This is a genomic window from Mycolicibacter sinensis (genome assembly GCF_001667375.1).
GTDB classification, from domain to species: Bacteria; Actinomycetota; Actinomycetes; order Mycobacteriales; family Mycobacteriaceae; genus Mycobacterium; species Mycobacterium sinense_A.
This window is the reverse complement of record NZ_LZIN01000094.1, coordinates 13,687-36,700: the sequence shown is the minus strand read 5'-3', so window position 1 is coordinate 36,700 and position 23,014 is coordinate 13,687. Positions and strand designations below refer to the sequence as shown.

24 protein-coding genes and 1 riboswitch are annotated in these 23,014 nt (G+C 71.2%); of the genes, 18 read left to right on the top strand and 6 right to left on the bottom strand.

All coding sequences use genetic code 11. The annotated features are described in order from the left end of the window. Positions 1 to 2: 2 nt before the first annotated feature. Positions 3 to 926, bottom strand: a complete 924-nt coding sequence (locus A5771_RS18740; RefSeq protein ID WP_064856698.1) for a sigma-70 family RNA polymerase sigma factor — start codon at positions 924 to 926, stop codon at positions 3 to 5. A 26-nt stretch (positions 927 to 952) separates the two neighbouring features. Beyond that, positions 953 to 1,390, bottom strand: a complete 438-nt coding sequence (locus A5771_RS18735) for a hypothetical protein (protein ID WP_064856697.1) — start codon at positions 1,388 to 1,390, stop codon at positions 953 to 955. 85 nt (positions 1,391 to 1,475) lie between these two features. Here A5771_RS18735 and A5771_RS18730 point away from each other — a divergent pair, with 85 nt between their 5' ends. The 8 genes from A5771_RS18730 to A5771_RS18695 all read left to right on the top strand — a co-directional run bounded on the left by A5771_RS18730 (position 1,476) and on the right by A5771_RS18695 (position 7,575). After that, the gene (locus A5771_RS18730) at positions 1,476 to 2,477 is read left to right on the top strand and encodes an SMP-30/gluconolactonase/LRE family protein (protein ID WP_064856696.1); all 1,002 of its coding nucleotides are present in this window, start codon (positions 1,476 to 1,478) and stop codon (positions 2,475 to 2,477) included. 33 nt (positions 2,478 to 2,510) lie between these two features. Continuing rightward, entirely contained in the window at positions 2,511 to 2,735 is a 225-nt protein-coding gene (locus tag A5771_RS18725) for a hypothetical protein (RefSeq protein ID WP_064856695.1), read from the top strand. Then, positions 2,728 to 3,069 (top strand): type II toxin-antitoxin system PemK/MazF family toxin, encoded by a 342-nt coding sequence (locus tag A5771_RS18720; protein WP_082947320.1) that lies wholly within the window; start codon positions 2,728 to 2,730, stop codon positions 3,067 to 3,069. Before A5771_RS18725 ends, A5771_RS18720 begins: the two co-directional genes overlap by 8 nt. A gap of 72 nt (positions 3,070 to 3,141) precedes the next feature. After that, positions 3,142 to 4,353 (top strand): D-alanyl-D-alanine carboxypeptidase family protein, encoded by a 1,212-nt coding sequence (locus tag A5771_RS18715; RefSeq protein ID WP_064856693.1) that lies wholly within the window; start codon positions 3,142 to 3,144, stop codon positions 4,351 to 4,353. Positions 4,354 to 4,394: 41 nt separating this feature from the next. Then, positions 4,395 to 5,807 carry a sugar porter family MFS transporter gene (locus A5771_RS18710; protein WP_428844424.1) on the top strand — a complete coding sequence of 471 codons (1,413 nt, stop codon included), beginning with the start codon at positions 4,395 to 4,397 and terminating at the stop codon, positions 5,805 to 5,807. Then, on the top strand, positions 5,798 to 6,925 hold the full coding sequence (gene nagA / locus A5771_RS18705; protein ID WP_064856691.1) for an N-acetylglucosamine-6-phosphate deacetylase: 1,128 nt from the start codon (positions 5,798 to 5,800) through the stop codon (positions 6,923 to 6,925). Before A5771_RS18710 ends, nagA begins: the two co-directional genes overlap by 10 nt. Positions 6,926 to 6,932: 7 nt before the next feature. Beyond that, complete coding sequence (locus A5771_RS18700; protein ID WP_064856690.1) at positions 6,933 to 7,208, top strand: GNAT family N-acetyltransferase; 276 nt, start codon at positions 6,933 to 6,935, stop codon at positions 7,206 to 7,208. A 61-nt stretch (positions 7,209 to 7,269) separates the two neighbouring features. After that, positions 7,270 to 7,575, top strand: coding sequence for a DUF2563 family protein (locus tag A5771_RS18695; protein WP_064856689.1), 306 nt, complete (start codon positions 7,270 to 7,272; stop codon positions 7,573 to 7,575). A 27-nt stretch (positions 7,576 to 7,602) separates the two neighbouring features. On the opposite strand, the gene yhjD is transcribed toward A5771_RS18695, so the two are convergent. Together yhjD and trpS are read right to left on the bottom strand one after the other, a co-directional pair. Continuing rightward, positions 7,603 to 8,550: an inner membrane protein YhjD gene (yhjD, locus tag A5771_RS18690; RefSeq protein ID WP_064856688.1), complete on the bottom strand. Its 948-nt coding sequence runs from the start codon at positions 8,548 to 8,550 to the stop codon at positions 7,603 to 7,605. Next, complete coding sequence (gene trpS / locus A5771_RS18685) at positions 8,547 to 9,569, bottom strand: tryptophan--tRNA ligase (protein ID WP_064856687.1); 1,023 nt, start codon at positions 9,567 to 9,569, stop codon at positions 8,547 to 8,549. The genes yhjD and trpS overlap by 4 nt, the downstream gene beginning before the upstream one ends. 78 nt (positions 9,570 to 9,647) lie before the next feature. Here trpS and A5771_RS18680 point away from each other — a divergent pair, with 78 nt between their 5' ends. The 6 genes from A5771_RS18680 (at position 9,648) to cobM (ending at position 14,858) form a co-directional block, all read left to right on the top strand. Further along, positions 9,648 to 10,265, top strand: a complete 618-nt coding sequence (locus A5771_RS18680; RefSeq protein ID WP_064856686.1) for a TetR/AcrR family transcriptional regulator — start codon at positions 9,648 to 9,650, stop codon at positions 10,263 to 10,265. Further along, positions 10,249 to 10,908, top strand: a complete 660-nt coding sequence (locus A5771_RS18675; protein WP_064856685.1) for an enoyl-CoA hydratase-related protein — start codon at positions 10,249 to 10,251, stop codon at positions 10,906 to 10,908. The genes A5771_RS18680 and A5771_RS18675 overlap by 17 nt, the downstream gene beginning before the upstream one ends. Positions 10,909 to 11,072: 164 nt before the next feature. Next, a complete protein-coding gene (locus A5771_RS18670; protein ID WP_064856684.1) occupies positions 11,073 to 11,915 on the top strand; it encodes a nitrite reductase in 843 nt (280 codons plus the stop codon). Then, the gene (locus A5771_RS18665; RefSeq protein WP_064856683.1) at positions 11,912 to 12,577 is read left to right on the top strand and encodes a precorrin-8X methylmutase; all 666 of its coding nucleotides are present in this window, start codon (positions 11,912 to 11,914) and stop codon (positions 12,575 to 12,577) included. The genes A5771_RS18670 and A5771_RS18665 overlap by 4 nt, the downstream gene beginning before the upstream one ends. Further along, complete coding sequence (gene cobJ, locus A5771_RS18660; RefSeq protein ID WP_064856682.1) at positions 12,574 to 14,094, top strand: precorrin-3B C(17)-methyltransferase; 1,521 nt, start codon at positions 12,574 to 12,576, stop codon at positions 14,092 to 14,094. Before A5771_RS18665 ends, cobJ begins: the two co-directional genes overlap by 4 nt. Continuing rightward, a complete protein-coding gene (gene cobM / locus A5771_RS18655; RefSeq protein WP_082947323.1) occupies positions 14,091 to 14,858 on the top strand; it encodes a precorrin-4 C(11)-methyltransferase in 768 nt (255 codons plus the stop codon). The genes cobJ and cobM overlap by 4 nt, the downstream gene beginning before the upstream one ends. Here the strand turns inward: cobM and A5771_RS18650 are convergent. Together A5771_RS18650 and A5771_RS18645 are read right to left on the bottom strand one after the other, a co-directional pair. After that, the gene (locus tag A5771_RS18650) at positions 14,844 to 16,052 is read right to left on the bottom strand and encodes a bifunctional cobalt-precorrin-7 (C(5))-methyltransferase/cobalt-precorrin-6B (C(15))-methyltransferase (RefSeq protein WP_064856680.1); all 1,209 of its coding nucleotides are present in this window, start codon (positions 16,050 to 16,052) and stop codon (positions 14,844 to 14,846) included. The genes cobM and A5771_RS18650 overlap by 15 nt on opposite strands. 2 nt (positions 16,053 to 16,054) lie before the next feature. Then, positions 16,055 to 16,852, bottom strand: coding sequence for a dienelactone hydrolase family protein (locus tag A5771_RS18645; RefSeq protein WP_064856679.1), 798 nt, complete (start codon positions 16,850 to 16,852; stop codon positions 16,055 to 16,057). A gap of 23 nt (positions 16,853 to 16,875) precedes the next feature. Then, a riboswitch (cobalamin riboswitch) is annotated at positions 16,876 to 17,005 on the top strand. Between the two features lie 20 nt (positions 17,006 to 17,025). Here A5771_RS18645 and A5771_RS18640 point away from each other — a divergent pair. The 4 genes from A5771_RS18640 to A5771_RS18625 are packed head-to-tail and all read left to right on the top strand — an operon-like array spanning position 17,026 to position 22,896. Next, positions 17,026 to 18,990 (top strand): magnesium chelatase subunit D family protein, encoded by a 1,965-nt coding sequence (locus A5771_RS18640; protein ID WP_064856678.1) that lies wholly within the window; start codon positions 17,026 to 17,028, stop codon positions 18,988 to 18,990. Then, entirely contained in the window at positions 18,990 to 19,604 is a 615-nt protein-coding gene (cobO, locus tag A5771_RS18635) for a cob(I)yrinic acid a,c-diamide adenosyltransferase (protein ID WP_064856677.1), read from the top strand. Before A5771_RS18640 ends, cobO begins: the two co-directional genes overlap by 1 nt. Beyond that, a complete protein-coding gene (locus A5771_RS18630; protein ID WP_064856676.1) occupies positions 19,598 to 21,949 on the top strand; it encodes a cobyrinate a,c-diamide synthase in 2,352 nt (783 codons plus the stop codon). The genes cobO and A5771_RS18630 overlap by 7 nt, the downstream gene beginning before the upstream one ends. Further along, a complete protein-coding gene (locus tag A5771_RS18625; RefSeq protein ID WP_064856675.1) occupies positions 21,946 to 22,896 on the top strand; it encodes a cobalamin biosynthesis protein in 951 nt (316 codons plus the stop codon). The genes A5771_RS18630 and A5771_RS18625 overlap by 4 nt, the downstream gene beginning before the upstream one ends. Positions 22,897 to 23,014 lie beyond the last annotated feature (118 nt).

The window sequence follows — 23,014 nt, the reverse complement described above, 5'->3', positions numbered from 1 at the left end:
ACTTACTCTCCGATCGACTCGCGGGACGGATCAGCCCGCAGCGGGGAACCGGTGAACTTGTCCGGATTGGCGATGTCCCAGACGGCGTAGACCAGACCGTCGCGCACCGTCATCGCGGTGACACGCGGCAGCAGCTCGGCGAACCCGTCGGCACCCGGCGCCCCGGGCGTGTAAGCACCCAGTTCGCCGTTGACCAGCGCCAGCTGATTCGCGGTCACCAGGGTCGGCCCGTACCGGCGCGCCAGGCCGAACAGGAACCGCGCCACCTTCTCCGGACCCCGGATCACCCGGACCGCGGTCGGCGCCCGGCGGTTGGAGTCCCCGGTGAACGTCACGTCCGGGTGCAGCAGCGCCACCACCGCGTCCAGGTCACCGGCGGCCATCGCGGCCATCAGCGACCCGACCGCCTCGGCGTGCCGCGGATCGGGTTGCGGCGGCGGATCGGCGCTGACGGCCTTGCGGGCGCGCGACGCCAGCTGCCGCGCGGCGGCCTCGCTGGTGTGCAGCACCGCGGCCACCTCGGAAAACGGCAGCGCGAACCCGTCGTGCAGCACGAACGCCACCCGCTGATCCGGGCTCAGCCGCTCCAGCACCACCATCGCGGCGAACCGGGCGTCTTCGCCGGCCACCACCGCCGACAGCGGATCGGAGTCGTCGGGTGCGGTCACCACCGGCTCCGGAAGCCATTCGCCCACATAGGATTCCCGGCGCCGCGATGCCGAGCGCAACCGGTCCAGGCCGAGCCGGCTCACCACCGTCGTCAACCAGGCCCTCGGGTCGGCGATCTGGTCGCGCTCGGCGGCCGCGAAGCGCAACCAGGCGTCCTGCACGATGTCCTCGGCGTCGGCGAACATGCCGGTGAGCCGGTAGGCCACCGCCATGAGATGCGGCCGCAACGCCTCGAAGTCCTCGACCGCCGCCGTCATTGCACCAGACTAGGCGCGCAGATTCCTCACTGCGGCTGGTCGGCACCGGGCCACAGGCCGACCAGCGCGATCACGCAGACCGCCAGCATCGCCACGCTCAAGCTGTACAGACCGGCGTCGACGAGATTCTCCTGCCACGCGGCGCCATGGTGACCGGCGCCCACGATCGGAGTCGTCCGGCCGGTGCCGAAGATCGCTGCCGCCAGGGTGGTAGCCCAATTGATATAGGTGCCGTAGAGCGCCAACCAGAACAGCCCCGTCAGCCAGCGCGCCGAGAGCCGCAAGCGGCCCCACAACAGACCGAGCACCACGAGGAACACGCCGTTCATCACGCCTTCCAGGTGCGCGGACAACCCCATGCGGGGATTGTTCATCGGCCCGGTCACCAAACCGGTGAGCAAACCCAGCAGGAACAGCAAGACGCCGAACCACAGCAGGAGCCGGCCCTTGTCGACACGTCTCATCAGCCCTCCTCGGATCCAAACACGACACTATTCCGTCGGGCGCATTGCCAACCGGATTAGCGGAGACCGCCTTAATGTCGTCGACATGAGCCCCAAGCCGCGCATCTCCCCCGTCCGCTGGCGGCCCCCGCCCTCGCCCCCGCTGCCCCCGCCCGACCCGATGCCGAAGCTGACCGTCGTGGAGATTCCCGGCACCGCCGCCGAGGACGTCGTCGTCGACGCCGACGGCACCATCTGGACCGGCGTCGAGGACGGGCGCATCATCGCCGTCGGCCCGGACGGCGCGGCGCCCAAGGTGGTGACCAATACCGGCGGGCGCCCGCTGGGGCTGGCCTTCACCCGCGATCACCGGCTGCTGATCTGCGACAGCTACCGCGGCCTGCTGCGCTACGACCCGAAGAGCGGGAAGCTGGAAACCCTGGTCAGCCATGTGGCCGGCCGGCCGCTGATGTTCTGCTCCAATGCGGTCGAATCCTCCGACGGCACAATCTATTTCACCGAGTCCACCGACCGGTTCCGTTATCAGTACTACAAGGCTTCGGTGATCGAGGCCCGCGCCAGCGGGTCCCTGCTGCAGCTCAGCCCGGACGGGAAGGCCACCGTGCTGGCATCGGGCCTGCACTTCGCCAACGGCGTCACGCTGACCGCCGACGAATCGGCGGTGGTGTTCGCCGAGAGCACCGGATGCCGGTTGTCCAAGTACTGGCTGACCGGGCCGCGCCGCGGTTCGATCACCGCGCTGGTCAGCGAACTGCCCGGCCATCCGGACAACATCTCCACCGGGCGCGACGGGCGGATCTGGGTGGCGATGGTCTCCGATCGCAGCGCGGTGTCGGAGTGGCTCACCCCGCGCGCACCGGTGCTGCGCACGCTGCTGTGGCGGTTGCTGCCGTATCGCTGGCTGCCGGATGTGAAGTCCGGGGCATGGGTGATCGGATTCGACGCCGACGACGGCCGGGTGCTCAGCCAGTTCCGCAGCACCGACCCGGGCTTCGGCCTGGCGACCGGGGTGGTCGAGAACGGTGACCGGCTGTGGCTGGGCCGCATCGGCGGATCGGGTGTGGCGTACTTCCGGCTCAGCCAATGATCCCCGCGGCAGCGCCGTATTAGACTACGGTTTATGTCTACACCGACGACTACAATCCGGGTACCGGTGCAGACCCGCGACCGGCTGGCAGCCCAGGCCCGCGAGCGGGGTGTCTCGATGGCCGACCTGCTCGCCGAACTGGCCGCCGGCGCCGAGCGAGAAGCCGCTTTCCGCGCCGAACGCGACGCCACCAGGGCCGAGGCGGCGCTCCCCGACTTGCGCGACTGGGATGCCACGGTCGGCGACGGCCTTGCCTGAACCGCGCCGCGGTGACCTCTGGCTCGTCGCCCTGGGCGCCGCCCGCACCGGCGAACCCGGCAAGCACCGTCCCGCGGTGGTGATGTCCGTCGATGACCTGCTGGCCGGCATCGACGACGAACTGGTCATCGTGGTGCCGGTGTCGAGCTCGCTGGCGCACACCCCGCTGCGCCCGCACGTCTCGCCGGCCGAGGGCGTCGATACCCCGAGCGTGGCGGTCTGCCGCGGCGTACGGGCGGTGGCCCGTAGCCGGCTGCTGGAGCGTCTCGGCACGCTGCAGCCGGACACGCTGCGCGAAATCGAACGCGGCCTCGCATTGATCCTCGGAATTTAGAACCCACCCGTCCCACCAGTCACAGCGTGGCTCCCCGATTTCACGCCGTCGTTGCCCTACCCTGCACACACGATGACTTTTGTGCGCTCGGTATCAGCCCTGGTGACAGTGGGTTTCCTCGCCACCGCCGCCCCTCTGGCGGCGGCCGACCCCACCCCGGGGCTCAACGCGGGAACCGTCAGCTGCCCGTACCAAGTCAGCACCCCGCCCGCGGTGGACGCCTCGGAGGTGCCGCTGGCCGGCGACGCCCCCCTGCCGCTGCCGGTGCCGGCCACCCCGGTCGGTGGGGAGGCCTTGGCCGGCTGCGGGATCATCGCCGCGCCCGATACCCCGCCGGTGCCCGGCGACATCTCCGCCGAGGCCTGGCTGGTGGCCGACCTGGACAGCGGCGCGGTGATCGCCGCCCGTGACCCGCACGGCCGCCACCGGCCCGCCAGCGTGATCAAGGTGCTGACCGCGATGGCGTCGCTGAACGAGCTGGACCTGAACACCGTCGTCCACGGCACCCAGGAGGACGCCAACGCCGAAGGCACCCGGGTCGGCGTCGGCCCCGGCGGCAACTTCACCGTCAACCAGCTGCTGCACGGGCTGCTGATGGGATCGGGCAACGACGCCGCCCACGCCCTGGCCATGCAACTCGGCGGATGGGACGCGGCACTACACAAGATCAACGCCCTGGCCGCCCAACTGGGCGGCCGCGACACCCGCGCCGCCACCCCCTCCGGGCTGGACGGGCCGGGCATGAGCACCTCGGCCTACGACATCGGGCTGTTCTACCGCTACGCCTGGAACAACCCGATGTTCGCCAACATCGTCGCCACCCGAAACTTCGACTTCCCCGGCTACGGCGACGTGCCCGGCTACACCCTGGAGAACGACAACCAGCTGCTCCATAACTACCCGGGCGCCCTGGGCGGCAAGACCGGCTACACCGACGACGCCGGGCAGACGTTTGTCGGCGCGGCCACCCGGGACGGCCGGCGGCTGGTGGCGGTGCTGCTGCGCGGCACCCGGCAGCCGATCCCCCCGTGGCAGCAGGCCGCGCACCTGCTCGACTACGGCTTCGCCACCCCGCCGGGCACCCGGATCGGGACCCTGATCGAACCCGACCCGGCGCTGGTCGCGCCGCGCGCCGACGCCGCCGGCCCGAACCCCCAGGCCCTGGCGCTGACACCGGCCGACGACACGGTGCCGGTACGGGTCGGGGTCGGCATCTTCGGCACGATCATCGTGTTCGCGCTCATCCTGGGCGCCCGGTCGGTGAATCGCCGGCCGCAATACTGACCCCATCCCTTACCGTGACCTAGATGGGCCGAATCGGGGAACTGCGCCGATCCTCGCCGCTGGCACTGCTGGTCGGCTTGGCCGCCGCCAGCGTCGGCGTCATCTACGGCTACGACCTGTCCAATATCGCCGGAGCGCTGCTGTTCATCGAGGCCGACTTGGGGCTGACCGCCGGCCAACAGGAGATGGTGGCCACCGCCACGGTGATCGGCGAGATCGCCGGCGCCGCCGCTGGCGGCTGGCTGGCGAACACGATCGGTCGCAAGAATTCGATGGTCGCAGTGGCGATCACCTACGCGGCCTTCGCGCTGCTGGGCGCGGCGTCGACGTCGGTGCCGATGCTGACCGTGGCCCGGCTGCTGCTCGGCATCACCATCGGAGTCTCGGTGGTGGTGGTGCCGGTGTTCGTGGCCGAGTCGGCGCCGGCCGATGCCCGCGGCGCGCTGCTGGTCACCTACGGCGTGGCCACCGTGATCGGGATCATCGCCGGCTACCTGTGCGCCTACTGGCTGGCCGGCACCGGCAGCTGGCGGGCGATGCTGGGTCTGGCCGCGATACCCGCCGCGCTGGTGACGCTGTTGCTGGCCCGCATTCCCGACACCGCCCGCTGGTATCTGCTCAAGGGCCGCGTCGCGGAGGCGCACCGCACGCTGCAGCGGATCGAACCGAACGCCGAGGCCGCGCAACGGGAGCTGGCCGAGATCAGCCGGACGCTACGCGAGGAACAGGCCGGCGGGGTCGGAGTGCTGCGCGAGATGCTGCGGCCGCCGTATCTGCGGGCGACGCTGTTCGTGGTCACGTTGGGCTTTTTCGTCCAGATCACCGGGATCAACGCGATCGTCTATTACAGTCCCCGGCTGTTCGAAAAGATGGGCTTTGAAGGCGATTTCGCGCTGCTGGTACTGCCGGCGCTGGTGCAGGTCGCGGCGCTGGCGGCGATGCTGGTCTCGCTGGCGCTGATCGACCGGGTGGGCCGCCGCCCCCTCCTGCTGTCCGGGATCACCGCGATGGTCGCCGCCAATGCGCTGCTGATCGCCGTCTTCGCCGCCGGCCCTAAATTCGGTGACGCGCTGGCCGCGGTCCAGTTCGGCGGGGTGCTGCTGTTCACCGTGGGCTACACCTCCGGCTTCGGGTCGCTGGTGTGGGTGTACGCCGGGGAGAGCCTGCCCGCACGGCTGCGCTCGATGGGCTCCTCGGCGATGCTGACCTCGAACCTCACGGCCAATGCCGTTGTCGCCGCGGTGTTTTTGACCATGCTCACCTCGCTGGGCGGCGCCGGCACGTTCGCGGTATTCGGGGTGCTGGCGCTGCTGAGCCTGGCCTTCGTCTACCGCTACGCCCCGGAGACCAAAGGCCGCCAGCTCGAAGACATCCGGCACTTCTGGGAGAACGGCGGCCGCTGGCCGGCAGACCAAGCGCCTGCTCCGGAGATCGGTGCGTCGGCGTGTCGGTGATCGCGGCCGGCGCCGTGGTGCTCGAGGGCCGGGTCGCCCGGCCCGGCTGGCTCTCGGTCGAGGACGGGCGGATCGCCGATTGCGGGTCCGGACCCGTTCGCGCCGACGACGATTTCGCCGATTGCGTTGTGGTGCCGGGCTTTGTCGACATGCACTGCCACGGCGGCGGCGGCGTCTCCTACCCCGAAGACGCCGGCCGCGCCGCTGGTCTGCACACGTTCCACGGCACCACCGGCGGGCTGGCCAGCCTGGTGACCGCGCCCCCCGAGGTGCTGCTGGCCCAAGTACGCAGCCTGGCCGAGGCGACCCGGCACGGCGTGGTGGACGGCATTCACCTGGAGGGGCCGTGGCTGAGCGGGCGGCATTGCGGTGCGCACGATCCGTCGTGGCTGCGCGCACCCGATCGTGCGGAGCTCGACGCGCTGCTGGCCGCCGGCGACGGTGTGATCCGGATGGTCACCCTGGCACCCGAGCTGCCCGGTGCAACGGCTGCGATCCGGTGCCTGGTGGACGCGGGAGTCGTTGTGGCGCTGGGCCATACCGACGCCTCCTATGAGCAGACGCAGGACGCGATAGCGGCCGGTGCGACCGTGGGAACCCACCTGTTCAACGCGATGCGCTCGTTGCATCACCGCGAGCCGGGACCGGTGCCGGCGTTGCTGGCCGACCCACGGGTGACCGTCGAGGTGATCGCCGACGGTGTGCATGTGCACCCGGGCGTGATCCGGCATGTCGTGGCGTCCGCCGGCCCTGACCGGGTGGCGCTGGTCACCGATGCGATGGCCGCCGCCGGGGCGGGCGACGGCGCATTCACCCTGGGTGGGCTGGGCGTCGACGTCGCCGGCGGAGTGGCCCGGCTGCGCGGCACGGCCACCATCGCCGGCAGCACCGCCACCATGGACCGGCTGTTCGCGACAGCGGTGGGCCTGCTAGGCGGCGACGATGCGGCGCTGGCCGCGGCGGTGCACATGACCGCCACCACCCCGGCCCGCGCGCTCGGCCTGGCCAGCGCCGGGGTTTTGGCCGCCGGGTCCGCGGCTAACCTGGTGGTGATGACCGCCGACCTGCAGGTGCACCGCGTCATGCGGCGTGGAAGTTGGCTGATCCAACCGAAATGAGGGAATCATGAGCGAGCCCACCATCACCGATGTCCCCGAGCAGAACCGCTACGAGATCAGCGTCGACGGGACGCGAGCCGGGCTGGCCGCCTATCACGACAGCGGCGACCGGCGCGATTTCCACCACACCGAGATCGACAAGGCGTTCGGCGGCCAGGGGCTGGCCACCAAGCTGATCGCCTTCGCGCTGGCCGACACCAAGGCCGCGGGCAAGCAGATCGTGCCGAGTTGCTCGTTCGTGGAGGCCTACGTGGCCAAACACCCGGAGTACGCCGCTCAATAAGGTGAATTGACGCAGCTCAGCTCGGTGGTAGCGTTGATCGCCACCGAATGAGGGGGCCGCGATGTTTGTCGACCGGGGCAAGTTGCGTTACGGCGCTGCCGATTCCGGCGCGGCCGGTGAGCACGCCCAGGCCGGCGGCGAGCATCTGGCCGGGGCCGCGCCGGTGACCGGGATGTTCGGAGATTTCCCGGACGCGCACGGAATGCACGAGACCCTCAGCACGGCTCATGAGCACCACCGCACGCTGCTGGACCGCCACCGCGAGGTCCTCGAAGGCGTGGCGGCGAAGGCCAACTACGCCGAAAAGCGGTTCGGGGCGATGGACGAACACCACGCGCAGGTGCTACGTGCGGTGCGGCCCGATTAGCCGGCGGCCCGGGCAGCCGGTGGTCTGCTACCCGTTTGCGGAACCGGTCACACCGTCGCGTCCGGCAGGCCGGTCGGTGGGCAGGTTGTCCGACGATGTCGCCGCCCACGCGGTGGCGAACAGGATCAGCCGCACGGTGATGTAGGCGAACACCAGCAGGCCCAGCACCGGTCCGAACACCGCCCCGGCCGGGCCGTTGATCACCGACTGCAGGTACACCGAGCCGGCCTGTTTGAACAATTCGTAGCCGACCGCGGCGATCACGCCGGCTCGCGCCGCACTGGCCAGGCTGACCGACTCGCGGGGCAGCCGGGCGATCATCCAGGTGAACAGCAGCCATGACACCGCCACCGCCATCCCCACCGACGCCACCCGCAATACCGCGCCGAGCAGGTCGAAGTCGGGGACGCCGAGCCAGCGCAGGATCTTGCGCATCAGCTTCGGCTCGGCCAGCGCGGTCAGCGCGATCGTGAGGAGCATGGCACCGAACGCCCACCCCATGGCGACCAGGTCCGACAGCTTCGCCGAGACGAAACCCTGCTTCTCCGAACGGGTTTCCCACATCTCGGAGAGCGCCTCGCGCAGGTGTTCCATCCAGGTCAGGCCCACCCAGGCGGCCGTCGCCAGACCGATCACCCCCACCGAGGCGCGCGAGGAGATCGCGCTGTCCATCAACGACACCAGCTCGTTGCCGAATTCGCCGGGGGCCAGGTGCTTGATCCGGCGTTCGATCCCGTCGAGCATCTCCGGCCGCCGCGACAGCAGGAAACCGCCGACGGAGAACCCGACCATCGCCAGCGGGAACAACGCGAAGATGGTGTAGTAGCTCATCCCGGCGGCGAAGAAGTTGCCCTGGCGCTCGTCGTAGCGTTCCTGCGCCCGCACCACGTGGTCGAACCAGCCGTAACGCGCGCGCAGCCGGTCGATGATGCCCGGCTTAGCGGGCTTGGCCTCGTCGGTCACGGCTTTATTCATCGCGCCGGCGGAAGGAATCCCACCCGGTCGTACACCCGCGCGATGGTCGTGGCGGCCCTCGCCCGGGCCCGCTCGGCGCCGGCGGCCAGCACCGCCTGCAACTCGCCCGGGTCGGCCAGCAATTCGTCGACCCGGGCCTTGATCGGCGTGACGAACTCGGCGACGGCCTCGGCGGTCTCCTTCTTCAGGTCCCCATAGCCGCGGCCGGCGTAGCCGTCCACCAATTTCTCGACGCTCGCACCGGTGATCGCGGACTGGATGGTCAACAGGTTCGACACCCCGGCCTTGGTCTCCGGGTCGTAGCGGATCTCGCGTTCGGAGTCGGTGACCGCCGAGCGAATCTTCTTGGCGCTCACGGCTGGATCGTCGAGCAGGCTGATCAGGCCGGCGTCGGTGGCCGCCGACTTGCTCATCTTCGACGTCGGGTCGGCCAGGTCGTAGATCTTGGCGGTGGCCTTGGGGATCATCGGCTCGGGCACGACGAAGGTGTCGGGGAACCTCGCGTTGAACCGCTGTGCGACGTCGCGGGCCAGTTCCAGGTGCTGGCGCTGGTCCTCGCCGACCGGCACCACCTCGGTGTCGTAGAGGAGCACATCGGCGGCCATCAGCACCGGGTAGGTGAACAGGCCCACGGTGGTGGAGTCCGATCCCTGCCGCTGCGACTTGTCCTTGAACTGCGTCATCCGCGAGGCCTGCCCGAATCCGGTGAAACAGCCCAGCACCCAGGCCAGCTCGGCATGCGCCGGCACGTGGCTTTGCACGAAGATCGCACTGCGAGCCGGGTCGATGCCCAGCGCCAGGTACTGCGCAGCGGTGACCAGCGTGCTTTTCCGGAGCGTCGCGGGGTCCCAGCCCGGGACGGTGATGGCGTGCATGTCGACGACGCAGAACAGCGCGTCGTGATCGTCCTGCAGGTCCGCCCAGTGGGTGATCGCCCCCAGCGCATTGCCGAGGTGCAGTGACGCCGAGGTGGGCTGGACGCCGGAGAAGACGACGGGACGGGATCCGGAAGCGCTCATGATTGCTCGATCCTGTCACGCCGTTGCGCTGCTGGGCGCACCTGGTAACAGAGCGGTTGCTCTGTTACTGTGGCCGCCATGGCCCGCCCGCGCGTGCACGACCCCGATCGGGTGCTGGACGCCGTCGAGTCGCTGGCGGCGCGCTCCGGTGCGGCCGCGGTGACGATCCGCGCCGTCGGCGAGGCGACCGGCGCCTCCAACGGCGCCGTCTATCACGGTTTCGGGTCGCGAGCCGGGCTGGTGGCCGCCGCCTGGCTGCGGGCCGCGCGGCGCTTCCTGGCGCTGCAGGACGAGCTGGTGAGTGCCGCAGCGATACCGGTAGACGCGGTGATCGCGGCCGCCGATGCCCCGGTGGCCTTCGCCGAACGACACGCCGATGCCTCCCGGCTGCTGCAGGCGGTCCGGCACGACACCCTGCTGGGTGACGACCTGCCGGAGGAGGTCGGCGCCGAGCTGCGCGGTGTTGAGGCCGAGCTGGTCGGGCTGCTGATCCGGCTGGCGGACGCGCTGTGGGACCGGCGCGACGCCGCCGCCGTCGACACCGTCACCACCTGCGTGGTCGACCTGCCCACCGCGATCGTGCTCAGCCGGAACCGGCTGCGCAGCAGCATCGCCCGCGCCCAGCTACACGCCGCCGTACGTGCCGTCCTGGCCGTCGGCCCGAGAAAGGAACCCCCGCGTGAACCTGACCTATGACGACCAGATCGCCGTACTGAACCTCGGCGACGACGAGAACCGTTTCTCCCCAGGCTTTCTCGACGAGATCGATACCGTGCTCGACGACGTGGTGGGCGCCAACAAAAAGGGGGAGGCGCACGGCCTGGTCACCACCGCGGGCGACAAGTTCTACTCCAACGGCCTGGACCTGGACTGGCTGGCCGCCAACAGTGACCGCGGGGACTGGTACGTCGGGCGGGTGCACGCGTTGCTGGCGAAGGTGCTGACCCTGCCGATCCCGACCGCGGCGGCGGTGGTCGGGCACGCGTTCGGGGCCGGCGCGATGCTGGCGATCGCCCACGATTTCCGGGTGATGCGCGCCGACCGCGGCTTCTTCTGCTTCCCCGAGGCCGACATCCGGATCCCGTTCACCCCCGGGATGGCCGCGCTGATCCAGGCCAAGCTCACCCCGCAGGCGCAGGTGGCGTCGATGACCACCGGCCGCCGCTTCGGCGGGGTGGACGCCGCGGCTATCGGCATCGTGGACGGCACCGCCGGCGAGGGCGCGGTGACCCCGGCGGCGACCGAGTTACTGCGGCCGCTGGCCGGCAAGGACCCCGGCACCCTGGGCGCGATCAAGACCACCATGTTCGGGCCGGCGGTGGCGGCGCTCAGCGGGTAAATCCCACCTGTCTCGCCCGTCACCGGGGGGAGGACGCATGTCGGTTGCGCTCTGAGCGACAATCGGGCGGTGCAACCACACGCACGCACCGGCGCGAGGACTCGTGTTGTCGCTATAAGCCGGGCAACTGCGGTATTTCATCCCCCACGTGGCGGGTGGGGCAGATGAGGACGAGGGCCGACCGGTGCCCGGGCGTGCTGCGGCCCTGGGTGGCCGACGACGGGCTGCTGGTGCGGTTGCGCCTGGTCGGCGGCCGGCTGCCAGCCGCTTCGCTGGCCCGCTTGCTGCAGGTAAGCGCCGAGTTCGCCGACGGTTCGGTCTATCTGACCAAGCGGGCCAACCTGCAGCTGCGCGGGCTGGCCGATCACCGGGGTGAGCTCATCCCCGAGGCGGTGGCCGCCCTGGAGTCGACCAGACTATTGCCGTCGCGCAGCCACGAGCTGGTCCGCAACATCCTGGTGTCCCCGCAGAGCGGGTATGCCGGCGGGCGGGCGGACCTGCGCCCGGTGGCGGCGCGGCTGGACGCGCTGCTCTGCGGTGACCCGCAGCTTGCCGGGCTGCCCGGACGGTTCCTGTTCGTCCTCGACGACGGCCGCGGCGACCTGCTGGACCGGCAAGCCGATGCCGGCCTGGTCGCGCTCAGCCGCTCGGCGGCACAACTGCGGATCGGAGAGCATTGGGGTGCGGTGATCGGCGTCGAAGACGCCGCCACCCGGCTCGCCGAGCTGGCGGGTGCGTTCCAGGAGGCCCGCGGCGGGCGACCGGACGCGCCCTGGCACATCCGCGAGCTGTCGAGCCCGCTGGCACCGATCGGGACTGCCGACCCGCGCATCCCGGCCCCGTCGGGTCCGTTACCGTTTGGCAGCGTGCCCGGCGGCATCCACGTGCACGTGCCCGACGGCGTGCTCACGCCGGCCCACGGACGGTCACTGTTGAAGCACACCGAGCTGGTGGTGACGCCGTGGCAGGGTGTCTTCATCCCCCAAGCCCAGGAGGCGAATCGGTGAGCAGGCCCACCCGCCCCTCTCGGCGCTACGACTACATCGCCGACGGCCCCGCGATCTACCTCGAATCGTTCGCCACCATCCGCCGCGAGTCCGACCTGTCGCACATCCCGGCCACTGCCGAGCGGCTCGCGGTGCGGATGATCCACGGCGCCGGGCAGACCGACGTCGCCAAAGACCTGCTGATCCACCCCGAGGCGGTGCCGGCCGGGCGCGCCGCACTCGACGGCGGCGCACCGATCCTCTGCGATGCCCGGATGGTGGCGGTCGGGGTGACCGCCGGGCGGCTGCCGGCCGGCAATGAGGTGCGCTGCTATCTGCGCGACGAACGGGTCCCTGCGCTGGCCGCCGAGTGGGGTACCACCCGTTCGGCGGCGGCGGTCTCCTTGTGGGAGCCCGAGCTGTCGGGTGCCGTCGTCGCCATCGGCAACGCTCCCACGGCGCTGTTCCATCTGCTCGAGCTGATCATCGACGGCGGGCCGCGCCCAGCTGTGATCGTCGGCTGCCCGGTGGGGTTCATCGGCGCCGCCGAGTCCAAGGCGGCGTTGGCCGCGCTGCGAGCCGAGCACGACATCGATATCCCGTTCGTGACGGTGCGCGGCCGCCGCGGCGGCTCGGCGATCACCTCCTCGGCCCTGAATGCACTCGCCTCGGATGCCGAATGACCGGCCGTTTTTACGGGGTGGGCCTCGGGCCGGGTGACCCCGAGCTGATCACCCGCAAAGCAGCCCGGATCATCGCCGACGCCGACGTGGTCGCCTACCACGCAGGCGTCAACAAGGCGTCGTATGCCAGGACCATCGCCGCGGACCTGATCGCCAGCGGCGTCATCGAGGAAGAGCTGCGCTATCCGGTCACCACCGGGGTCACCGATCACCCCGGCGGCTATGCCGGAGCGCTGGCCGACTTCTACGAGGCCTCGGCGTCACGGCTGGCCGCCCACCTGACCGCGGGTCGCACGGTGGCGCTGCTGACCGAGGGCGACCCGCTGTTCTACGGCTCCTTCATGTACATGCACGACCGGCTGTCCGCCCGCTTCGCCACCGAGATCATCCCCGGTGTCCCCGCGTTCAGCGCCGCCACCGCAGCGCTCGGGATGCCGCTGGTGCGCCAGACCGACGTGCTGACCGTGCTGCCGGGCACCCTGCCGGAGCATGAGCTGGCGATGCGGCTGGCCGACACCGACGGCGCCATCATCATGAAGCTCGGCCGCACCTTCCCCGCCGTGCGCCGCGCCCTGGCCGCCGCCGGCCGCCTCGAGCACGCTTGGTATGTGGAGCGGGCCAGTCATCCGCAACAGCGCTGGCTGCCGGTCGCCAGCATCGACGAAGCGGACGAGGCCGCCATCCCCTATCTGTCGCTGATCGTCGTCGACGGCGATTCCCGCAACGGGCAACGGTCGCGGACGTCGTCCGATCCGGTGCCGGCCGTTGTCGAGCCGGTCGCCGAGCCGGCCGAGTTGCTGGTGGTCGGGCTCGGCCCGGGGCCCGGCGAGTGGTTGACCGGCGAGGCGGCCGCGGCGCTGGCCGCCGTCGATCACTTGGTGGGCTACGGGCCCTACCTCGCGCGGATTCCACAGCGGGCCGGGTTGCAGCGGCACTCCTCGGGCAACACCGTCGAGCTGGATCGGGCCCGCTTCGCGCTGGATCTGGCGCTGCGCGGTGAGAAGGTGGCGGTGGTCTCCGGTGGTGATGCCGGCGTGTTCGGGATGGCCGCCGCGGTGTTCGAGGCAGCCGAAGATGCGCGGTATCAGCATGTTTCGATACGGGTGCTGCCCGGCGTGTCGGCTGTGCAAGCGGTGGCGGCGGCCGCCGGCGCCCCGATCGGGGCCGACTTCGCGGTGTTGAGCCTCTCCGATCGCCTCAAACCGTGGGAGGTGATCGAGGCCCGGCTGGCCGCGATCGCGCAGGCCGATCTGGTGCTGGCGGTCTACAACCCGGCCTCGCGGGCCCGGCCCGACCAGATCGCCCTGGCCCGCAAAGTGCTGCTGGAACACCGCGCCCCGCAGACCGTGGTGGTGGTCGGCCGTGACATCGGCCGGGCCGGGGAGTCGCTGACCGTGACCACCCTGGGCGAGCTGGACACCGATGCGGTCGACATGAAATGCCTTGTCCTGGTGGGAGCGTCGTCGACGCGGGTAACGTCCGCGGGCCGGGTGTGGACGCCCCGGTGGGTGCGGTGAGCGTCCCGGTTCATTTCGTCGGCGCCGGACCCGGTGCCGCGGATCTGCTGACGCTGCGGGCGGCCCGGCTGCTGGCCGAGGCCGACGTGGTGCTCTACCCGGGTAGCTATCTGGACCAGGGGGTGCTCGAACATTGTTGCGCCACGGCCGATCTGATCGACACCGCCAAGTTGGACCTGGAGGCAATCGTGCACTGGATGGTCACCGCTCACCGGGCGGGCCGGCGGGTGGTGCGACTGGTGTCGGGCGATCCGTCGATCTACAGCGCGGTGTTCGAGCAGACCCGCCGGCTCGACGCCGCCGGGGTGCCGTGGGACATCACCCCCGGCGTGCCGGCCTATGCCGCGGCGGCCGCGGTGCTCGGCCGCGAGCTCACGGTGCCGCTGGTGACGCAGTCGGTGGTGCTGACCCGGGTGCAGGCCGCCTCCACCGCGATGCCGGAGTCCGAGTCGCTGGCCGGTTTCGCAGCGACCGGGGCCACCCTGGTTCTGCACTTGGCGATCACCCGGACCCGGGAACTGATGGGCGAGCTGGAAGCCGAGTATGGAGCGGACTGCCCGGTCGCGGTGGTCTACCGGGCGTCGCAACCCGGTGAACTAGTGCTGCGCGGCACCGTCGCCGACATCGCCGACGCGGTCGAGGCAGCTGGGTTGCGTTCGGCCGCAGTGATTCTCATCGGGCGTGCGGTTGCCGCTATTGCGGACCCGTGTGGCGGGGAGAGTCATCTCTACGACGCGGCCCGAGACCGGTCAAGGCAGGGTTAGCGCCCACTGGGTGACGGCACGGGCGGGCCGCCAGCCGGTCAAAGCACCGAGCGGGGCGGCGTGTTCGACCTGGATACGGGTCAGCTCGCCGCCGCGCTCGGCGTAGGCCAGGGCCAGCTGCGCCTCGGTTTCCAGCGTGACAGCGTGGGCGACCAGTCGCCCGCCGGGCCGCAGCGCGACCAGGCAGGCGTCGAGCACCCCGGGCCGGCTCAGCCCGCCCCCGATGAAGATGGCGTCCGGACAAGGTAAGCCTGCCAGCGCCGTCGGGGCTTCGGCGCAGACGACGCGCAGCGCAGGTACACCGAGGTTCCGGGCGTTGGCCGAGATGCGCTGCGCCCTGGTCGGATCGGCTTCGATGGCGATGGCCCGGCAGCTCGGATGAGCGCGCATCCACTCGATGCCGACCGAGCCCGCGCCGGCACCGACATCCCACAGCAGCTGTCCGGGCGCCGGTGCCAGCCGCGCCAATGCCGAGGCCCGCAGGTCGCGTTTGGTCAGCTGCCCGTCGTGGTCGTAGGCGTCATCGGGAAGGCCGGCCGCCCAGCCTGTGAGCAGCGGACCGGCGAATTCCACCGCGACGATGTTGAGCCGCGGCACCGGGTCTTTAAGGGACGCGAACGTCTCGGCGGTGATCTCCCGCCGTGATTCGGTCTGGCCACCCAGGTCACCTAGCACCGTCATCCGGCTCGCCCCATAGCCGCGCTCGACCAGCAGGGCCGCCAGCTGCGCGGGCGTCGTCTCGTCGGCGGAGAGCACCAGCACCCGCCGGCCCGGCACCAGCTCGCGCAGCACCGCATGGACGTCGCCGGCCCGGATGACCGCGGCCGACTCGGCCGGCCAGCCCAACCGGGCCCGGGCCAGCGTCACCGCGGACACCGCCGGAACGATAGTGACCCGGTCGGCGCCGAACAGGTCGATCAGCGTGTTGCCCACCCCGGAGAGCAGCGGGTCACCGGAGGCCAGCGCGACCACCCGTCGCCCGGCCAGGCCGGCGAACAGCGCCGGCAGCCCGGCCCGCAGCGGCGACGGCCAATCGTGGCGTTGTTGGCCGTCGACCGCGGGCAGCAGGTCCAGGTGGCGCGGCGCGCCGATCACGACATCGGCGCTGCGCACGGTCTCCCGCGCGGGCCCGGCAAGGCCCTCCCAGCCGTCGGCGCCGATCCCGATGACCACGAGTCGTTCGGCGGCGGACACAGCTAGCTCAGCCGCTCGGTGAGAAACTGCACCACCCGCTTGCGCGCCTCGTAGGCGGGGTGGCCGTCGACCTCGCGGATCTGGTCGGTGAGCACCGAGTGGGCCATCCGGGACAGCCCGTGCGGATTGCCCGGCGAGGAGTCGATCTCGATCACCTCGAACGCGTCCCCGAGCCGGGCTTTCAGCGTCTGAAAGCGGTCGCCGGGAGCCATCTTGTCCTCGCTGAACCGCAGGCCCAAGGCGCACAGGCCGTCGTTGGCCGCCCGGTCGGCGACCACCCCCAGCTCGACCTCGGAGAGTCCCGGGTCGCGGCGATGTTTGAGCGTCAGCGGGAACGGCACGGACGGCTGGCTGAGCACCGGCGCCAGCACGGCGTCGTCGACGGCAGCGGCCAGCGCGAAGCCGCCGGTGAAGCACTGGCCGATCACCCCGACGCCCTTGCCGGGCGTCTTCTCGTTGAGGTCGCGGGCCAGCGCCCGCAGGAACTGGGCGACCGGACGCTGCTTGTCGGTGGCGAACGCGGCGAACTCCCGGGTCACACAGGCACGGGCGATCGTCGTCAGCGCGTAGCCGGGCGTGAGCGCCTTACCGGGCTCGCCGAACAACGAGGGAATCGCCACGGTGAAGCCGTTGTCCACCAGGTGATTTCCCAAGCCCAGCACCCCGGGGTGTACTCCCGGCATCTCGGGGATCAGTACCACCCCGGGGCCCTGCCCCTTGCGGTACACGTCGTGGGTGAAACCGCCGCCGGTGAACGGCGCCGGGGTCCATCCGGTCAGGTCTGCTTCGGGTGCAGTCATCTGTGAGTGTCCTTTCGGTTGGTGTTAGGGTATCGGCGCGAGGTGCCAGGGAAGTCGGTGTGACTCCGACGCAGGCCCGCTACGGTGTTCCGCGGTGTTTGTTCGACAGGCGCCGCGGTCAGTCCGAATACCGGCTTCGCGTTGCCAACACCGGCATCACGAGCGGAGCCTCAATGCAACAGCTGTACCCGTTCCCTGCCGTCCTCGGCGGCGACCCGGAGTCCCCGGGCGGCCTCGACGACATGGCGCTGGCGCTCGTCCTGAGCGCGATCTCCCCCGGTATCGGCGGCGTGCTCATCCGCGGCGAGAAGGGCACCGCCAAGTCGACTTTGGTACGGGCGCTTGCCCAGGTGCTGCCGCCTATCGAGGTGATCGCGGACGACCGGTTCTCCTCCGATCCCGCCGAGGCCAACCCGCTCTCCCCCGACGGCCCGTTCCCCGCCGACGCCGCCGTGCAGACCCGCCCGGTGCGGCTGGTGGAGCTGCCGGTCGGCGCCACCGAGGACCGGGTGGTGGGGTCGATCCACCTGGAGCGCGCGCTGGGTGCCGGCGTGGTGGAGTTCGAGCCGGGGCTGCTGGCCCGGGCCAACCGCGGCATCCTCTACGTCGACGAGGTGAATCTGCTCGCCGACCACCTGGTGGACCTGCTGCTGGATGCCGCCGCCATGGGGCGACTGACCGTCGAACGCGACGGCGTCTCGGTCACCCACGCGGCACGCTTCGTGATCGTCGGGACGATGAACCCCGAGGAGGGCGAGCTGCGGCCACAGCTGCTCGACCGATTCGGGCTGACCGTTGAGGTTTCCGCGCCGCGCGATCCGGCAGTGCGCGCCGAGGCGGTACGCCGACGGTTGGCCTTCGACGCCGATCCCGCGGGTTTCGTCGCCGGGTACGGCGCGGCCGAAGAGCGGCTGCGCACCCGGATTCACACTGCGCAGCAGCTGCTTTCTCGGGTGCAGCTCACCGACGCCGCGCTGGTCAAGGTCGGCGAGATCTGCGCGGCGTTCGACGTGGACGGCCTGCGCGGCGACATCGTCTGTGCCCGCACCGCGGTCGCCCATGCGGCATGGCACGGCCGCGACGCGGTCAACCTCGAGGATCTGCGGGTCGCCGCCCGGCTGGCGCTGCCGCACCGCCGGCGGCGCAAGCCGTTCGACGCCCCCGGTCTCGATGAGGCCGAACTCGACGAGGTGCTGCCGCCGGAGGATCCCGGTCCCGAGCCCGAGCCGGATCCGGACGGTCCGCCGGAGGGCGGGAACGCCCCGCCGTCCCCCGAACAGAGCGGGCCGGCGCCGGGTGGGTCCGGCTCAACCTCGACCGTTGGATCCGACTCCCCTTACCGCGCGCGGCTTTTCACCGTCGACGGGGTGGGCGCGGGCCGCGCCGGGCGGCGCAGCCGGGCCCGCACCAGTTCCGGACGCCGGGTGGCCGCCACCGCATCCGGCGCCACGGGCGGGCTGCACCTGCTGGAGACGCTACGGGCCGCCGCGCCACATCAAGGCGCCCGCGGCCGGGTGGACGGCCGGATGATCCTGGAGGCCGGCGATCTTCGCCGTGCCGTCCGGGAGGGCCGGGAGGCCAACCTGGTTTTGTTCGTGGTGGACACCTCCGGGTCGATGGCCGCCGCCGAGCGGATGCGCCACGTCAAGACCGCGATCTTGTCGCTGCTGCTGGATGCCTACCGCCGCCGGGACCGGATCGCGGTGGTGACGTTTCGCGCTACGCGGGCCGAGGTGGTGCTCCCCGCGACCGGGTCGGTGGAAATCGCCGCGGTACGCCTCGATGAGTTGCCCGCCGGCGGCCGCACCCCGTTGGCCGAGGGCCTGCTGCAAGCCGGGGAGGTGATCCGCCGGGAACGGCTGCGCGACCCGGCGTGTCGCCCGTTGCTGGTGGTGCTGACCGACGGCCGGGCCACCGCCGGCGCCGATCCGGTCGAGCGGTCCCGCCGGGCCGCGGCTCAGCTTGCCGGGCTTGGCTTTTCGGCGGTGGTGGTGGATTGCGAGAGCGGCCGGATGCGGCTCGGGTTGGCGCGCGGCCTGGCTGAGCATTTGCGGGCCGAATACGTTCCGCTGCCGCAGCTCAGCGCCGAGGCGCTCACCGACATTGTTCGCGACGCCACTGGCAAGGGAGCTGCCTGATGCCGCAAGGACAACCGTTGACGGTGCCCGACGACAACCTGACCACCCGCCAGCGCCGCAACCGGCCGCTGCTGATGGTGCACACCGGCGACGGCAAGGGTAAGTCCACCGCAGCGTTCGGATTGGCGCTGCGCGGCTGGAATCAGGGCTTTCGGATCGGGGTGTTCCAGTTCGTGAAATCCGCGAAATGGCGGGTCGGCGAACAGGCGGTGCTGGAGCGGCTCGGCGCCCTGCACGACGAGACCGGCGAGGGCGGCCCGGTGCAGTGGCACAAGATGGGCTCGGGCTGGTCGTGGAGCCGCAAGTCCGGCAGCACCGAGGATCACGCCGGCGACGCGCTGGCCGGCTGGACCGAGATCAAGCGCCGCCTGGCCGAGCAGGCCCATGACCTCTACGTCCTCGACGAATTCACCTACCCGATCGACTGGGGCTGGGTGGACGTCGACGACGTGGTGGCGACGCTGCGCACCCGGCCGGGCCACCAGCACGTCGTCATCACCGGCCGTCGCGCCCATCCGCGCCTGGTCGAGGCCGCCGACCTGGTCACCGAGATGACCAAGGTGAAGCATCCGATGGACGCCGGCCAAAAGGGCCAGCGCGGGATCGAATGGTAAGTCTCCCCCGGGTCATCGTGGCCGCGCCCGCGTCCGGGCACGGCAAGACCACCGTGGCGGTCGGGCTGATGGCGGCGCTGGCCGCACGGGGGCTGTCCGTTAGCGGGCACAAGGTCGGCCCGGACTACATCGATCCGGGCTATCACGCGCTGGCCACCGGTCGTCCGGCTCGCAACCTGGACCCGGTGCTGGTCGGTGCCGAGCGGATCGTGCCGCTGCTGCTGCACGGTGCTTCTTGCGCCGATATCGCCGTGATCGAAGGCGTGATGGGGCTTTTCGACGGCCGGCTCGGCTCTGACGGCGAGGCCTCCACCGCTCACGTCGCGGCACTGACCGGCTCCCCGGTGTTGCTGGTCGTCGACATCTCGCACGCGTCGCGCACCCACGCGGCGGTGGTGGCGGGCCTGGCCGGCTTCGACCCGGAGGTTCAGGTGGCCGGCGTGGTGCTTAACAAGGCCGGCAGTGCTCGGCACGCCGAGGAGGTCTCTGCGGCTTTGCGGTGCACCGGAATTCCGGTGTTGGGAGTGCTACCTCGCGATGCGGGGGTGCAGGCCCCCTCTCGCCACCTCGGGCTGGTGCCGGCCGCCGAACGCGACGAGTCCGCTGCGATGCTGGACCGGCTGACCGGGCTGATCGCGCAGCACGTCGACCTCGAGGCGGTGGTTGCCGTGGCGCGGCAGGCGCCGGATCTGGTTGGTGCCGTGTGGGACCCGGCGGCCGAGGTGCGAGCTGCGTCGTCGGCGCGTCCGGTGGTGGCGGTCGCCGGCGGGCGAGCATTCACGTTCGGCTACACCGAGACCTTCGAGCTGCTGCGCGCCGCGGGCTGCGATGTAGTCTGCTTCGACCCGCTGTCCGACTCAGGCCTGCCGCACGGTACCGCGGGGGTTTATCTGGGCGGCGGGTTCCCGGAGGTCTACGCCGCGCAGCTGGCCGCCAACACCGCGCTGCTGGGTTCGCTGCGGGCGGCGATCGCCGCGGGGGTGCCGACCGTCGCCGAATGCGGCGGGTTGGCGTACCTGTGCCGCAGTATCGGCGAGGTGCCCGGGGTGGGTGCGCTGCCCGCCGCTGCGGAGATGTCACCGCGCCTGACGCTGGGCTACCGGGATGCCGTGGCGCCGACGGGCTCGCTGTTGGCGGAGGCCGGCTTCCGGGTGACCGGGCATGAATTCCACCGCACCCGAGTCAGTTTCGATGGGCCGGTCGATCCCGCCTGGCAGCTGCCGGACGGTGCGGACGGTGTGGCCGGGCCGCGCCTGCACGCGTCGTACCTGCATACCCATTGGGCCGGTTATCCGCGGCTGGCTCAGCGCTTCGCCGACGCCGTGCATGCGTTCACCGGCCCGGATCTGCACCATCACGGCGATACCGAGGTGCGTTCGGGGCTGGTGGATTTCGCGGTGAACGTCTACGTCGGGCCGCGGCCGGACTGGCTCGATGCCGCCCTGCACGCCTCGCTCGCCGACGCCTTGGCTTATCCGGATGCGTCCGCCGCCCGCGCTGCGCTGGCGGCCCGGCACGGCGTTGGCTCCGATGCAGTGCTGCCCACCGCGGGCGCCTCGGAGGCCTTTGATCTGGTGGCCCGGCTACGCCGGTGGCGACGGCCGGTGGTGGTCCACCCGCAGTACACCGGGCCGCACGCCGCGCTGATCGCCGCCGGCCACACCGTCGATGCTGTGCTGTGCCGTGCCGAGGACGGTTTCGCGCTGCACCCCTCCGCGGTGCCGGACGACGCCGACCTCGTCGTCGTCGGCAACCCGACCAACCCGACCGGGGTGCTGCATCCGGCTTCGCTGTTGCGCCGGCTGCTGCGGCCCGGGCGGGTGGTTCTGGTCGACGAGGCATTCCTGGATGCTGTGCCGGGTGAGCCGGAAAGCCTGGCCGGTTTCTCGCAGCCGGGCCTGCTGGTGACGCGCAGCCTGACCAAGCACTGGTCGATCCCCGGGGTGCGGGCGGGGTATTTGGTGGGCGATCCGTTGTTGATCGCCGATGCGGCGCGGCTGCAGATTCCCTGGTCGGTGTCGGCGCCGGCGCTGGCCGCCATGCTGGCCTGCTCTGATGCGCGGGCGCTGGCCGAAAGCGAGTGCCGGGCACAGGAGTTGGCGTTGTGGCGTTCTGGGCTGAGCGAGCCGCTCGGCTCGCGCGGGGTGTCGTTCGTCGCCGGTGTCGCCCCGTATGTGCTGGCCCGGCCCGGCGCCGGTGTACATGCCGCATTGCGGGACAACGGCATTGCGGTGCGGCGAGCCGACACTTTCCCGGGCCTCGACGATAGCTGGGTGCGGATCGCGGTGCGTCCACCGGAGCTGACCGATCGGTTGCTGGCGGCGCTGGATCGGATTCTCGGATGATGTCGGCGCGGGCTCTGGGGCTGACGCTCGGTTTTGTCGCCGACCGCGCCTGCGGGGACCCGCGGCGGTGGCATCCGGTCGCCGGATTCGGGAGGTGGGCGCTGGCGTTGGAGCAGCGGATCTACCGCGACAGCCGCTGGAGCGGCGTGGCTCATGTGCTGGTGTTGGTCGGCGGCGCCACCGGGCTGGCGTACGCCGCTGAGCGGTCGGCTCGAATCCCATGGGCGCGAATTGCGTTGACCGCCCTGGCGACCTGGGCGGTGCTCGGGGGACGTTCCCTGGAACGCGAGGCGTGTGCGGTGCATGGCTTGCTGGCCGTCGGAGACCTGGACCGGGCCCGTGTTGCTGTGCGCAACCTGGTCGGTCGCGACACCGCCGCGCTGGGACCCGACGAGATCGCCCGGGCTGTCGTCGAATCCGTCGCGGAGAACACCTCCGATGCGGTGGTGGCGTCGTTGGTGTGGGGTGCGGCGGCCGGGATTCCGGGTCTGGTGGCGCACCGCGCCGTCAACACCCTGGACGCGATGATCGGCCACCGCAACGCCCGCTACGGCCGCTTCGGCTGGGCGGCGGCTCGACTGGATGACGTGCTGGGCCTACCCGCCTCCCGGCTGAGCGGAGTCCTGGCTGCCGCCTTGGGGCTGGATTCCCTTGGCGCGCTGCGGGCGTGGCGTCGCGATGCCCGGCACCATCCCAGCCCGAACGCCGGGGTGGTCGAGGCCGCCTTCGCGGGAGCCTTGGGTCTGCAGCTCGGTGGCGTCAACATCTATGACGGCAACCGGCGCGAGGATCGGGCGCTGATGGGCGACGGCCGGGCACCCGCGGTCGCCGATATTCCGCGGGCGGTGCGGCTGGCCCGGCGGGTGGGGGTCGGTGCGGTGGTCAGCGCGGTGATTCTGGGTGCGCGGACGTCCCGACGAGCGTGGTCGTCCGCAGTTGTGGGTTGATCCACAGATCCGGCCCGAACCCGGTTTTACGCGCCGTTGGAGGGCCTGGCCGGCTTTAGCGTCAGGTCCGTGCCCCCACAATCCTGGGTGACGTTGATCATCGGCGGTCTGCGTCGTC